The sequence below is a fragment of the Chlamydiota bacterium genome (assembly GCA_016178055.1).
Taxonomy (GTDB): Bacteria; Auribacterota; JACPWU01; order JACPWU01; family JACPWU01; genus JACOUC01.
This window is the reverse complement of sequence record JACOUC010000025.1, coordinates 1-13,804: the sequence shown is the minus strand read 5'-3', so window position 1 is coordinate 13,804 and position 13,804 is coordinate 1. Positions and strand designations below refer to the sequence as shown.

General features: G+C 42.6%; 17 protein-coding genes. 13 read left to right on the top strand and 4 right to left on the bottom strand.

Annotation, left to right across the window (positions count from 1 at the left end):
• Positions 1 to 83 precede the first annotated feature (83 nt).
• From HYS07_03340 to HYS07_03280, 13 genes are all read left to right on the top strand, one after another.
• Positions 84 to 299 (top strand): type II toxin-antitoxin system HicB family antitoxin, encoded by a 216-nt coding sequence (locus HYS07_03340; GenBank protein MBI1870208.1) that lies wholly within the window; start codon positions 84 to 86, stop codon positions 297 to 299.
• Positions 290 to 511 (top strand): type II toxin-antitoxin system HicA family toxin, encoded by a 222-nt coding sequence (locus tag HYS07_03335; GenBank protein MBI1870207.1) that lies wholly within the window; start codon positions 290 to 292, stop codon positions 509 to 511. The genes HYS07_03340 and HYS07_03335 overlap by 10 nt, the downstream gene beginning before the upstream one ends.
• Entirely contained in the window at positions 508 to 1,233 is a 726-nt protein-coding gene (locus HYS07_03330) for a response regulator (protein ID MBI1870206.1), read from the top strand. The genes HYS07_03335 and HYS07_03330 overlap by 4 nt, the downstream gene beginning before the upstream one ends.
• Positions 1,234 to 1,239: 6 nt before the next feature.
• Positions 1,240 to 2,397, top strand: a complete 1,158-nt coding sequence (locus HYS07_03325) for a response regulator (protein ID MBI1870205.1) — start codon at positions 1,240 to 1,242, stop codon at positions 2,395 to 2,397.
• Between the two features lies 1 nt (position 2,398).
• Positions 2,399 to 3,520, top strand: a complete 1,122-nt coding sequence (locus tag HYS07_03320) for a response regulator (protein MBI1870204.1) — start codon at positions 2,399 to 2,401, stop codon at positions 3,518 to 3,520.
• On the top strand, positions 3,513 to 3,887 hold the full coding sequence (locus tag HYS07_03315; GenBank protein ID MBI1870203.1) for a response regulator: 375 nt from the start codon (positions 3,513 to 3,515) through the stop codon (positions 3,885 to 3,887). Before HYS07_03320 ends, HYS07_03315 begins: the two co-directional genes overlap by 8 nt.
• Positions 3,884 to 4,249 carry a response regulator gene (locus tag HYS07_03310; protein MBI1870202.1) on the top strand — a complete coding sequence of 122 codons (366 nt, stop codon included), beginning with the start codon at positions 3,884 to 3,886 and terminating at the stop codon, positions 4,247 to 4,249. Before HYS07_03315 ends, HYS07_03310 begins: the two co-directional genes overlap by 4 nt.
• A 97-nt stretch (positions 4,250 to 4,346) precedes the next feature.
• The gene (locus HYS07_03305) at positions 4,347 to 5,528 is read left to right on the top strand and encodes a response regulator (GenBank protein ID MBI1870201.1); all 1,182 of its coding nucleotides are present in this window, start codon (positions 4,347 to 4,349) and stop codon (positions 5,526 to 5,528) included.
• Between the two features lie 4 nt (positions 5,529 to 5,532).
• Entirely contained in the window at positions 5,533 to 5,904 is a 372-nt protein-coding gene (locus tag HYS07_03300) for a response regulator (GenBank protein MBI1870200.1), read from the top strand.
• Complete coding sequence (locus HYS07_03295; protein MBI1870199.1) at positions 5,901 to 6,269, top strand: response regulator; 369 nt, start codon at positions 5,901 to 5,903, stop codon at positions 6,267 to 6,269. Before HYS07_03300 ends, HYS07_03295 begins: the two co-directional genes overlap by 4 nt.
• A gap of 64 nt (positions 6,270 to 6,333) precedes the next feature.
• Positions 6,334 to 7,020, top strand: coding sequence for a hypothetical protein (locus tag HYS07_03290; protein MBI1870198.1), 687 nt, complete (start codon positions 6,334 to 6,336; stop codon positions 7,018 to 7,020).
• 2 nt (positions 7,021 to 7,022) lie between these two features.
• The gene (locus HYS07_03285; GenBank protein ID MBI1870197.1) at positions 7,023 to 7,331 is read left to right on the top strand and encodes a hypothetical protein; all 309 of its coding nucleotides are present in this window, start codon (positions 7,023 to 7,025) and stop codon (positions 7,329 to 7,331) included.
• 36 nt (positions 7,332 to 7,367) lie between these two features.
• A complete protein-coding gene (locus HYS07_03280; protein MBI1870196.1) occupies positions 7,368 to 8,783 on the top strand; it encodes a sigma-54-dependent Fis family transcriptional regulator in 1,416 nt (471 codons plus the stop codon).
• 204 nt (positions 8,784 to 8,987) lie between these two features.
• Here the strand turns inward: HYS07_03280 and HYS07_03275 are convergent, their stop codons facing one another.
• The 4 genes from HYS07_03275 to HYS07_03260 all read right to left on the bottom strand — a co-directional run bounded on the left by HYS07_03275 (position 8,988) and on the right by HYS07_03260 (position 13,549).
• Positions 8,988 to 9,257, bottom strand: coding sequence for a type II toxin-antitoxin system YafQ family toxin (locus HYS07_03275; protein MBI1870195.1), 270 nt, complete (start codon positions 9,255 to 9,257; stop codon positions 8,988 to 8,990).
• A complete protein-coding gene (locus HYS07_03270; protein MBI1870194.1) occupies positions 9,254 to 9,514 on the bottom strand; it encodes a type II toxin-antitoxin system RelB/DinJ family antitoxin in 261 nt (86 codons plus the stop codon). Before HYS07_03270 ends, HYS07_03275 begins: the two co-directional genes overlap by 4 nt.
• A 225-nt stretch (positions 9,515 to 9,739) precedes the next feature.
• Positions 9,740 to 10,624: an SWIM zinc finger family protein gene (locus HYS07_03265; GenBank protein MBI1870193.1), complete on the bottom strand. Its 885-nt coding sequence runs from the start codon at positions 10,622 to 10,624 to the stop codon at positions 9,740 to 9,742.
• A gap of 261 nt (positions 10,625 to 10,885) precedes the next feature.
• Positions 10,886 to 13,549, bottom strand: a complete 2,664-nt coding sequence (locus HYS07_03260) for a DEAD/DEAH box helicase (protein MBI1870192.1) — start codon at positions 13,547 to 13,549, stop codon at positions 10,886 to 10,888.
• Between the last annotated feature and the right edge of the window lie 255 nt (positions 13,550 to 13,804).

Below are 13,804 nucleotides of genomic sequence, written 5' to 3'. Positions count from 1 at the left end.
CGTGAAAAAGTAACCTTTTTAATGTAACCTCGTGTAACTTTTGTGTTGTAACTTTTGTAACCTAACACTGAAAGGGGTATAGGATGAATTTTTATGTTGTTTTAGAAAAAGCTGAAGAGGGTGGATATAATGTGATGGTGCCCGCTTTAGAGGGTTGCTTTACCCAGGGTGATACAGAAGAAGAAGCTTTAGCAAATGCTAAAGAAGCAATCCTTTGTTACCTTGAAGGTTTGGAGAAGGTTAATCAGATAAAAGCAGGGCATGGATTAAAAATAAGAGAAGTTGGGGTATCTTTGTGAAGAAGGTTTTTGCTGGGAAAGATGTGGTAAAGGCTTTGCGAAGGATTGGTTTTGTAGTTGACCATCAAAGAGGCAGTCACATATTTATGCATCATTTAGAAAAAAATATTTCTGTGATTGTGCCATTTCATAGAGAGATAAAAAAAGGGACGCTTCATAGCATTATAAAGAAGGTAGGTATTAGCCTACAAGAATTAGGAGATCTAATATGACAAAGATTCCAAGTATATTAGTCGTGGATGATCAGGTAGGGATGCTGGAGACATTTACAGATATTTTAGGGGATAAGGGTTATAAGGTGGCTACAGCCAGTGATGGATATACCGCGATTGATAAGGTTAAGAAGGAGACATTCGATGTTATTTTTATGGATATCAAGATGCCGGGAATAAACGGTGTGCAGACCTTTAGGGAGATCAAGAAGGTTAATCCAAAGACCGCGGTGATTATGATGACGGCCTATTCGGTAGAGGACCTGGTGAAGGAGGCCATAGAGGAAGGCGCCTATACGGTTATTTATAAACCATTTGATATCGATAGGGTGGTCGAGACTATCGAGAGGGTTTTAAAAACGATATTGATTTTAGTTGTAGACGATAGCTATGGCGACAGAGAGACTTTGAAGGATATATTAGAGGATAAGGGCTATAAGGTTGTAGAGGCGGATAGCGGCTATAAGGCGATAGAATTAGTAAAAAACGGTAAATACGATATTATCTTTCTGGATGTCAAATTGCCTGATATTGATGGCGTAAAGACATTTGAGGAGATACATAAGATTAATCCTGAGATTCCTGTCGTTATGATTACTGGATATTCAGTTGAGGAGTTGGTAGAGGGGGCATTAAAGAAGGGAGTCTATGCATGTATTACTAAGCCGTTGGATGTGGAAAAAATATTAAAGGCAATGGATGGGGCGTTAAAAGGGAAATAGTCATCTATGGCAGAAGTTCTCAAGGAAAAACCCACAATTTTATTGGTGGATGATGACCCGGGGATGCGGGAGACTCTGGAGGATGTCCTGGTAGACGAGGGATATCAAGTAAATCCCATTGCCAGTGGCAAGGAGGCAGTAAAAGAGATTAGAAAAGGGTCGTTTGATATTGTGATTGTAGATTTAAAACTTCCGGATGTAGGCGGTATGAAGATTTTAGGGGAGGCTAAAGAGGTTAACCCTGAATCAGCTGTGATTATGATGACGGGTTATGCCAGCGTGGAATCTGCGGTGGAGGCATTAAATCAGGGCGCATTTTCTTATATTATAAAACCTTTTAATATGGATGAGGTTAAGATTGTTATAAAGAAGGCCTTTCACCAGATAAGACTTTTTAAAGAAAATCAGAGATTAATAGACGAGTTACAGCTCTCTAATAGAAAGTTAGAGAAGGTATTGGCTGATCTTAATAAGGCAAGTCAGTTAAAGTCCCAGTTTTTGGCGAGTATGAGTCATGAACTCAGAACCCCTATTAATGCCATTATAGGTTTTGCTGATTTAATATTAGAGGATGACAGGCTAGATCAATCGTGCAGGCGGGATATGTCTCGTATTGTGGTTAATGCCAATAATCTATTATCTCTGGTCAATGATATATTGGACCTGTCCAAGATTGAGGCAGGTAAGATGACTGTGCATATATCCAGTTTTGACCTGGGGCCGTTGGTAGAGGGATGTGTTCTGTCAATAGAATCTATGTTGAAGGGTAAACAAGTGACTTTGAAGACAGATGTGAGCAAGGATATTCTTGAATTGTCCACAGATATGGATCGATTAAGGCAGATTATTATTAACCTCCTTTCAAATGCGGCAAAGTTTACTGAAAAGGGAGAGATTACAGCCAGTGCCAGGATGGATCAGGATGATCGGGTGAATATATCAGTCACAGATACAGGGATAGGGATCAAAGAAGAGGATATGATCTATATCTTTGATGAATTCAGACAGATCGATAGAGGGAAGAAACAAAAATTCGGCGGTACCGGGCTGGGGCTTGCTATTTCCAAGAGGCTGGCCCATCTGTTGGGAGGAAATATTCTGGTAAAGAGTGTATTGAATAAAGGATCCGTCTTCACTTTGATGATACCAACGAAAATAAAATAATATGAATCCAACTAGAATTCTTATTGTGGATGATATACCAGATACGGTGGAGATTCTATCCCGCCAATTGGAACAGGAGGGTTATGAGATATTAAAGGCGTATAACGGGAAGGATGCTGTGGAGATGGCACAAAAGAATAATCCTGACCTTATTCTCATGGATATCATGATGCCGGACATGGATGGTTTTCAGGCGACGAGTCGATGTAAGAAGATGGAGATAAGAGGGAGGTTTATCCCAATCATCATTGTTAGCGCAACCAAGGATGATACCGCAAGTATCGTGAGGGGACTTCAGTGCGGGGCTGACGATTATATTACACTACCCTGTGAAAAAGATATTCTGTTAGCCAGGGTCAGGTCTATGCTCAGGATTAAAAGAATGCATGATGAATTGAATCGCGCCAATATGATGAAGACGCTTTTTTTAGAAGGGATGGCCCATGAACTGAGAACACCGGTGAATGCCATTCAGGGGTTTACAGACCTTCTTTTGGATGATAAGACACTGACCAGAAAACAGAGAAGGGATATCAGGCATATCCAGAACAATGAGAATGGCCTGATTTACTTAATGAATGAGATATTGAATCTTTCCAAAATCATATCTGGTAAGGTAAAAGTAGATTCTGAAAGATTTGAGTTGGGGCCTGTTATTAGGAGCTGCATGAGTTCCATCAGTCCTCGGATGAGGAAAAAATCTGTGAGGTTGATAAGCAATATCAGTAAGGATGTATCGGTATTAGATACGGATATGAGTAAACTAAAAAAGATTGTGAGTCATCTTTTATCTAATGCCGGAAAATTTACAGAAGAGGGGGAGATCAGGGTTGATTGTACATTGGATCATAAGGGGATGGTGAATATCTCGGTCTTGGATACGGGTATGGGTATAAAATCAGAGGTACTGCCTTATATATTTGAAGAATTCAGACATTCTGACGAGATCGCCAAATCCGACTTCAAATCCAACTATGGAGGGAGTAGTCTGGGGTTATCTATTTCAAAAAGGCTTGCACATTTATTAGGAGGGGATATTCTTGTAGAGAGTACATACGGTAAGGGGTCGAGGTTTACCCTGGTCATCCCCCCGAAAATGCCGCATGAGGTGTCCGATGAATAAAACAGCCAAGATATTACTTGTGAATGATGAAAAGGATATCCTGGAGATTTTATCGAGACGTCTTATTGCAGAGAATTATGAGGTCGTGAAGGCATACAATGGAGTGGAGTGCCTAAAGATTTTAAAGGGATATAGGCCTGATCTAATATTAGTAGATCTGAATATGCCAAAGATGAATGGATTTGAGACTATAAGGGTTATAAGACAAAGGATAAAGTGGCATATCCCTATCATAGTTGTTACTGCAACGGATAGTGATACTGAGAGCACCAGACAATGTCTGGATTCTGGCGCAGATGGTTGTATATGTGTCCCTTGTGAAAAGGAGGAGCTATTGACTAAGATTAGGGAAATGACGATGAAATGATGAAGAAAATACTTATCGTCGAGGATTCAGAGGATAGCATGGAGATCATGGCCAGGACATTTGAGGAGGATTACCTTGTTATAAAGGCAACGAATGGCAAGGAGGGTCTGGAGAAGGCAATAGAAGAGAAACCAGATATTATTTTGATGGATGTCTCATTGCCGATCATGGATGGATTAACGGTTACTAAAAGGATTAGGGGTATTCATGGGATAGAAAATACCCCCATCATCATCGTTTCAGCAAGCGCTATGGCGCATGATATAGAAGAGGCCTTAAAGAGTGGATGTAATCATTTCTTGCCGAAGCCGGTAAGGCCAAGCTTGTTAAGAAAGAAGGTGGCAGAATATCTGCTGGTATGAACCCCGTTAGACCTTTTTGGGCTGATAGGGTTATGTTAAGTTAAATAGGGCTAATAAATGAACATTATAATATAAACTTTCTAGGAGGTCTAACGGGGTGAATAAATCAGCGAAGGTTTTAATTGTGGATGATGAGCCGGATACGGTAGAGATTTTATCCAGGCGGCTGGCTAAAGAGAAATATAAGGTCATCAAGGCTTATAGCGGCAGGGAGGGTTTAGAGTTGGCAGAAAAGCATAAGCCGGATCTTATACTCATGGATGTGGCCATGCCTGAAATGGATGGATTTCAGACAACCAGGCTGATCAGGGACAAAATAAAAGAGTTTATTCCCATCATCATTGTTACCGCGACAAGGGATGATACGGGTAGTATAGCCATGGGCCTAAGTTTAGGGGCAGATGATTATATTAGTATCCCTTGCGAAACAGAAGAATTATTGGCAAGGATTAAGGCCGCGTTAAGGATTAAGGAGTTACATGATGAGCTTTTAAAGAGACTAACCGAGGCCTATGATAGGATTAAACAGGGTCATGAGGAACTTATCCACGTAGCCAAGATGGCAGCCTTAGGTCGATGTACCGCAGGTGCGGCTCATGAAATAAATAATCCATTGGGTATTGTTTCTGGTAATGCACAATATATTTTAGAGATATTTAAAAAGAAGGATATAAAGCAATTAACCATGGAAGATTATCAGGAGATAAAAGAAAGTTTAGATGTCATTGTAAGAAGTAGCGAAAGGTGCGGGGCTATTGCAAGAAATCTGTTAAGGTTTGGGCGTAAAGAAAAATTACAGAAAAGGCTAACAGATATAAATAAGGTGATTGAAGATATTTTTCCCCTGCTGAAAAATCAGTTAAACCTTTCTAATATAAAGGTGATAAAAGAATTAGACCGGAAGCTGCCCCTGGTGTCCATTGATCCATCTCAGATAGAACAGGTATTAATGAACCTTATGTTAAATGCCTATGCGGCTATGTCTAAAGGGGGCACACTTAAGCTAAGGACATACGAAAGGGAAGATGCCCATTTAAAAATGGAAAAAATTAAGAAAAAAATGGTTTTTATTGAGGTAAAAGATACGGGTCAGGGAATCCCAAAAGAATATTTGGATAGAATATTTGAGCCATTCTTTACTACAAAAGAGGCAGGGGCAGGTACTGGCTTAGGGCTTTCTGTGGTTTATGCCATTATTAAGGATCATGAGGGCGAGATTAATGTAAAAAGTAAGGTGGGTCAAAGTACCACCTTTACCATAAAATTGCCATTAGGTTGAAAAAATGGAAAAGAAGATTTTAATCATAGATGATGAAAAGGGCTTGCTGGTTACCTTAAAAAAATATCTAACCCTAAAGGGGTATTCCATTACGACTTGTAGTAATGGCAGAATGGGAATAGAGGAGGCTAGGAGAAATAAATATAGTATAATAATAGTAGATATAAAAATGCCAGAGATCAATGGTGTGGATACAATTAAGGCTATAGAAGGGATAGATGATAAGGCAAAATTCTTGATCATTACAGGCTGTTCTATTACCGGTGAGGTAAGTGATTTAATAGAAACTTCTAAAAGGGTTCATGGTTATATATTCAAGCCTTTTAATCTTGAGCATTTAGAGGAGAAGCTAGAAAAGGTCCTAAAATTGCCATGAAAAAGAGAATATTAATTATCGATGACGAAGAGGATTTCTGCAGCCTTTTTCAAAAGACCTTGACTGGGGAAGATTATGAGGTTATAACTGCATTGAGTGGAAAAGAGGGCATAGAGAAGATAAAAGAATTCCATCCAGACATTATATTTTTAGACCTCAAAATGCCAAAGATCAATGGCATTGAAACCCTTGGGCATCTAAAAAGGATGAAAAATAATGTTCCAGTGGTCATATTCACAGCCTATCCCTCTATGGATACAGCCTTAAAGGGACATTACCTTAATATCTATGACTATATGACAAAACCCTTTTCTTTGGAAAAGGTGAGGAAAGTTATCAAAAAGGCTTTAGGTGAATCCCGTTAGAGGTCTCACCGACAAAGGCACGGCTACGACTGCCTTGGGGCGACCTCTAACGGGGTAAAAAGAAATGAAAAAAGGAACTGGAGAAACTCATGGGAAAAATATAAATAAAAAGATAGGTTTTTCTCCTATCTATGTAGATGCTAATCTTTTCACACCTAAAAAGGTAATCTCTTTATATCATTTTGTTAAAACCATCTTTCCTGAAATAGGACAGTCCATAAGCGCCTCAGCCATAAGAAACCTCAGTCGAGGAATAAGGCAGTGGTCTAGTTCCATTACAGAGGAAAAAAGAAATGAGCTGGTACAATCCCTTAAAGGTCTATCTATCAGTATAAAAGTTTCCATCGACCAAGAAGGTGAGGGGGAAATGATGGCCATACCCTTTTACATAAAAACTGATTATATTATAGAAAACCTTATTAAGGCAAAACCAGATGTAACCAGGCTAGATTCAGAACTTAAAGAGATAAAAGAGGTACTGCTTCCTGTTATAAAAACCGCTATTAAACAGAGGATAAAGGAGCTGGTGGAAGGATTCTTTACCTTGGAGGTTTTCAGGCCCGAGATGCGGCTGGAGATAAAGCAGTTAATAGATGAAGGCCTCATTACCAAAGAGGGAAGGATTGCTAATGGAGTAGACCTGGATCAGCTGCTTTGCGATGAATATTCCACTCTATTTGAAAAGGTTGATATGGAAGAATTGAAAAAGATTGGACTGATTAAGATAACCCCGGCTAGGGATGGGGAGTAAATATGGATCACATATCGGGATGGGAAATACTTTTTGTCCTTTTAAACATTGCCTTGGGTTCAGCAGCCATCATGGCGGCCGTAGGCATTATCCTTATTACCAAAACCCAGCTTGCTCGCAGCTGGTTCTTGATAGGTATTGCAGTAGGGTTCTTTGTTATCAAAGAGATCTGTTACCTGCTAACGGTTATAGGGATATTTAATCTTGGAGCAATAAGGGGAATAGCAGAATTCTTGTTCGTTCTAATACTTGCCTTGAGTGTTTTTTATCAGTATAAGATTATAAGAGATATATCTAAGAAGGTAAAGTGAGGGGTAAACTCATTAGAAATGAAATAGGGGGGACCCATGGAAGCGGTTAGTCAAGGGGCCAGAGATGCCGTATTCATCGTTGATGACGAGCAGGACCTCTGCCTTTCCGTTAAAAGAATTTTGGGGGCCGAAGGACATAAAGTCGAGTGGGCGACCCATCCAGAGACTCTTCTCGAGCAACTGCCCAACAATCGCTTCTCTTGCGTTCTCCTTGACCTAAAATTGGGGGGAGAAAGCGGGATCGATTATTTATCAAAGATTCGCGAATCTGACCCGAACCTTCCTATCATCATCATGACCGCTTATGAAACGGTCAAAACGGCTGTGGAGGCGATGAAAAAAGGCGCCTTCCATTACCTTGCAAAACCCTTTGACAATGAAGAACTAAAGGCGCTGGTTTCCAATGCTGTTAAAATGCGCCGCCTCTATTGGGACCTGGAACATTATAAAGCCCAATGCGCGAACCGCCTTGATTTAGAATCTGAAATGGGAGACTCACAGGCTATTCGCACTGTCATCCGTCAAATTCACGCGGTGTCACAAACGGATGTGAATGTCCTGTTAATCGGCGAGAGCGGAACAGGTAAAGAGCTTGTGTCCAAAAGGATTCATGATCTCAGTCCCAGGGCTCAGGGCCCTTGGATCCCTATCGATTGCGCCTCCCTTCCTGAAACTCTCATTGAAAGTGAACTTTTTGGGCATGAGAAGGGAGCGTTCACGGGGGCTCATGCTCAACGTATTGGAAAGCTTGAACAGGCCCATGGGGGAACCCTTTTCCTGGATGAAATCGCGAATATACCTCTCTCGATTCAAGCAAAGCTCCTTCGCTTTATGGAGAGGCGTTCCTTTGAGCGTTTGGGGGGAAACCAGACCGTTACCGTATCCCTTCGCGTCATTGCCGCAGCCAATCAGGATGTTCAGGAATTAATCCGTCAGAAACAATTCAGAGGAGATTTGTATTATCGGCTCAATGAATTTCCCATTCATCTACCCCCTTTGAGAGAGAGGTGTAATGATATCCCCTATTTGAGTTTGCAATTCCTGCATGAATTTGAAAAACAATTGGGTAAAAAAGTGACCGGAATCAGCGAGGAAGTTTTGGAGGTTTTTCAAAAGCATCCATGGCCTGGCAATGTCAGGGAGCTTCGAAATACGATTAAGCGGGCAATGGTAGTTGCCAACGGGGAGATATCGAAGGCCGATTTGCCGAATGAAATTAAAAGTCCTATCTCTGAACAAGCTCAATCCAACCTGACTATCCCCTTAAAATCCGATCTGGATCTTCTTCAATCCTCCAGTGAAGCCGCTTTGTTTGTGGAAAAGAAATTGATTCAACAGGCCCTTTCACGAACCCAGGGAAGAAAAGGAAAAGCCGCGAAGCTTTTGGGAATTGATGAAAAAACCCTTTATAATAAACTCCGTGAGCTTAAAATGGGGGAAGATATATCTTAATAGGCCTTACAGCAAGGAGTTGAATGGTAGCATGAAAATAAATATGGATATTTTGACAGACAATCAAAAACATCTGCTTCGGCTCCTGTCAAAAGTTCCCTTTTTCAAGTATAATTTCTATCTTACGGGCGGAACAACATTGGCCCACTTTTATCTTCTGTCACGTCCCACCTATTTGGCCCCAGTTTAAAAATGGGTTGGGCCTCAACGGAACAGATCACTGTGAGTTCCCGTCCGTTCAAAACGGACATGATTTTTTTCTAGAGTGTAAATCAGAATCCAATCGGTCCCAATATGACAGTCACGGCTTCCCGCCCAGTTTCCACGCAACGGATGGTCCATAGATTCAGGAGGCAAAGGGTGCCCTTCAATCAGCAAATTAAGAACCTTCTTCAGCCGCGATAGATCCCATCCACGTTTAGAGGCATGCTTAACATCCTTCTTGAATTGATTGGTACGGCTAAAGCTCCTCACAACCCAAGGTCTCTATAGAGATCTTCCTTGGCAGTAAAGCGCTTCACATTCTTACCGCCCTTGCTTTCAGTCAAGGTTTTTGCGGTCAGCCGATTTGGAATCCTAACCTCAAACGGAAGACCCCGTCTCAGCTTGATCTGACGATAGAGTAGATGGATGGTTTCTGAAACCGTCAACCCTAGTCGTAAGAGAATCCCTTCCACCTCTTCTTTCAATGTTGGCTCCATCCGGGCTCGAACGAGACTTGTCTTATGCATGATCTGGAGTGTAGCTCCATTGTAGCTACGTATGCAAGGAAAAAAGATTGTTTAAAATAAAATTGGCATATGCACTTGATTCCCCTCTACAAGGCGCTATGGCAAGAATTTGTAGTCGCCCCATTTATGGGGCCGTGTATGGATTTGCCCGATGAATCGGGCGACTACAAAAGCTTGATGGGGGGAATAAAGTGCATATGCCTAAAATAAAAAATCGCGGTATTCTTAGGCGGATTCAAGTACCTTTGCCGATTTTTTCCGCCTTTTTAACCTTTTTTGCTGTGGCCTTACAGATAGCTTGAGCTTTGCAGAAGCCTCTTCAGCCTTGTTCTTCTTCCTTGTAGCTTGTGCCTTGATCATTTTGTTTTTACCCCTTGCAACCGGCTCTTCTATATTGACACCAAAGACCGAAGATAGATCTGTGTCCTCGATAACGCGACCGCTTTTTCTCCCCGCCTTTTCTAGCAATTTTTCAGTCTTACCCGCAACTGCCTGTTTTATCAACTTGTCTATTCCTGCGTCTCTCAGCCTGAAAAAAAGTTTGGGATCTTCATCAAGTCTCACACCAACGCCGTAAAGTACCGCGGCCACATGTTTGCACATATCAGCCCAGTCGGGGCAAGAACAATCAAATTTGATCTCTCGCGGAGCGGGGAACATGCCTGAATCTTTGTTGATTAATATATCGCCCAGGGCCCTCGGAAAATTTCCGGTTAAGAGCTCCTGAAACGACTCCAGAGTTCCTTCACAAGCCGTTTTCATCCGGTGCCAAGTCTCTTTCTTAAGCGTCTGTATTTTCACTGAAACTGAATAGGGGACCCTCTCGGAACCCTGAACAAGGGCAATGACCTCGCCCGGCTCTATCCGAAGATCTAGCACTGCGCCATGACGAACATAACTTCGTCCCCTGCCGATGCGATTACTGTAATCGGCATAGGCTTCAAGATTATGGTTCCACGCCTTTCCCCACCAGGTACGGGCAAGTGCGCTTCCTTTGAGCACCACGGGCATTATATTCGGCTTTTTTTTGAAAAGCTCTTTTAGCTTTTTGGCGGCCTTTGCCCTTTTTTCAGCGGCAGATACATACCTCGGAAATCCCCAATAACTCATAACAACTCCTTTATTTTTGATATGTCTCACATAACCCGGATAAACCGGAAATTCCAAATCTCAAATTCCAGACAAATTCAAAATTCCAAATTCAAAGGGCCTCGTAGTCGCCCGATTTATCGGGCAATCTATTGCATTGCCCCATAAATGGGGCGACTACATCTGAATTTTGGACATTCGTACTCTTGAATTTGTTTTAAATTGGGTACTTGGAATTTAGATTTTCTTTATCATTTTGTTCGAGATATTTCTTATAAGAGACTATAACGCAAGACTGAAGAGATCCAGCAATTCTCTGTTGCCCATTTCAGTGATCCACGTCTCGTTCGTGCTTTGAATGATCTCCTGGGACAGCTTTGATTTAGTTTCGAGCATCTGATCGATTTTCTCTTCTATCGTCCCTCGAGTTATAAATTTATGGACCACGACATTCTTTTTTTGCCCGATTCTGAAGGCTCTGTCTGTTGCCTGATTTTCAACGGCCGGATTCCACCATCTGTCGAAATGGATGACATGATTGGCCTCGGTCAAATTCAGTCCAACTCCTCCGGCCTTTAATGACAAGACCATAAAGGGGATATACTGAGCGCCTTGAAATTGTTCGACAATCTCTTTTCTTTTACTCACCGGCGTACTGCCATTCAGCATAAGCCCTTCTCTGCCGAACAGGGTCTCTAAAAAGGCCTTCAGCGGTTCGGTGATCTCTCTAAATTGTGTGAAGACCAGCGCCTTCTCCCGCTTTTCATGGATAGTCTCACAAATTTCTCTGAGCCGCGCGAACTTTCCGCTGTCATCCTCGTCGTATCCGCCTGTGCCAAGATATTGGTCCGGATGGTTGCAGAGCTGTTTGAATTTCATCAGGGATGACAGTACGATTCCTTTACGCTCTATACCTTCGGTGTTTTCGATTAGTTTTTTTAATTCCTGAACCATATTTTTATATAAAATCACCTGCCTTTTACTGAGCGCAGCATACGTCTTCATCTCAACCTTTTCAGGCAGATCCGATATGACTGACTTGTCGGTCTTCATGCGTCTCAGGATATAGGGGCTGATGACCTTTCTAAGCCGCGCATACCCTTCAGGATCCTGTCTTAATCTTTTGGAAAACTGTGTAAATTCCTGAGAACTGCCGAGCAGGCCGGGATTAATAAAGTCAAATAACGACCATAGATCCGACAGCCTATTTTCTATGGGGGTACCCGTCATGACGATCCTGTTTCTTGAGGTGAAGCTCTTGAGTGTTTGGGTCTGCTTTGCCCCGGGGTTTTTTATCGCCTGGGCTTCGTCGAGGATCATATAGTTCCAGGGATAGTCGCGGAGCCATTCGTATTTCTGCGCAAAAGAATAGGTTGTAATGACGAGATCCAATTTGTCGAGTGCTGAACGATCTTTCGGTTCAACCTTTTTGTCAGAGTGGGCCTCGGGATGGGCCACAAAGTAATCGATATCCGGCGAAAACCGTTTAATTTCAGCGGTCCAGTTTGAAATCAGGGACGCGGGTATGACCAGAAGATTTGCCTGTTTTTGTTTCCTGTATTTTAGGATGTTCAAAAGTGCCAGGATCTGGACAGTCTTGCCAAGCCCCATATCGTCTGCCAGACAGATCCCAAACCGCAGTGAATCCAGATAAGAGAGCCAGTCTAAACCTTTTTGCTGATAAGGCCTAAGCTCTGCAAGAAAGGTCTCTGGAGGCTTTGATAAAGCAATCAATTCAGGGTTCCTCAGCTTCTGGATAACCGATTCGAGCCAGCTGCCGTTTGATACATCTATACCGTTAACGCCTGACGGGATATCCAGCAGTGCTTTTGGATTGAGCTCGATCCTCAGCGCATCTCTGAGGCTAAACTTTCCTTCTTTCATCATCTTCCGTGCCTCTTCGTAGGCGATCAGGGTCTGTTTTAATTTTTCTGGGTCAACGGCAACCCACTTGTTCTTAATAAACGCGAGCCCCTCAGACGCCTGAATCAGATGACGGGCCTCTTCTTCAGAAATCTTAGTATCGCCCAGAACGAGCTGGGCATCAAACTCGAGGAAAGCATCCATCCCCAGATAAGACGGCGGAGCGTCACCCACATTGAGTTGAAGCTTCAGACTTGAGGTAGTGCCCTTCCACCAATTCGGGATTCTGCAAAGGATCCCGGATCTTTCATAAACCGGAATCTCCTTGAGAAAGGTAAAGGCCTCATTCGCCGACCAAGCAAGGGGGTGGAACAATTCCCCAGTTTCGAGAAGACCCGCGATCAATGGACTTTCTTTCGCGGCGATATTAACGGTTGCAAGAAGCTCTAGTAGATGTTCACTGTCACTGCCGAATTCTTTCAGGGCATATTTCAGGGGAAGGTGCTTTGAGGTTCCCTTTGCACCCAAGCCCATCGAGTAAGTGGCAAGGAATGCAAAGGAATAATCATCCTTCTTGCTTTCAACAAGGTGAAAAAATACACGGCCCACAAGATGTACATCAGGACTGTAGCTCTTGACAAAATCTTCAACGGTTCCATCAAAAGCATTGAGCTCCTTCTGAAGCCTCTCGTTAAGACCCAGCCAGACGTTCGCAAGCAATTCGCTCGTCAGATATTCTGCGCCCGTCATCAGCGGAACATTTTCAAGCATCCTGTCCAGTTCATGCCTTTCGACAGAGATCTTTATACAATTGCGCAGCGTCTCAACATCCTGTGTTAATCTCAGCTTTTCTGTGAAGAACCCAATGAATTCCCTCCAGAAATTGAGCGAGACGGAAAGAGGAACGGCCCTGTCACAGAAACCCAAAAACAGAAAAGCTGATGTAGAGTCAGAGGAAAACCGCCTATCTATTTCCTGCTGCAGTAATTGACTGCTTTTGCTTACGTGTTCTCCGGTATCACTCCATTCCATTTGAATGGACCCGTTCGGTAAAACAATTGCGTTTAATTCCTGATATTTCATCAAAAGCTTCACTCCCTCACGTCCATAGAAACCCAAACGCATGGCAAGCCCTTCCCACCATTTGTCTGAACGAATCAGCTTATGCAGAAAATAAGCGTTTTATCCTTAGCGCACTGAACTTGTCGAGTAGACATATATTTCAATGCCCCTCACGGAACCGTACGTGCGGATTTTCCGCATACGGCTCTTCAGTAAGCCTCACTCAATTTTGACGGTATATAAAAGCGATGGACGATCCGTGGCTTCGGTAAGGGG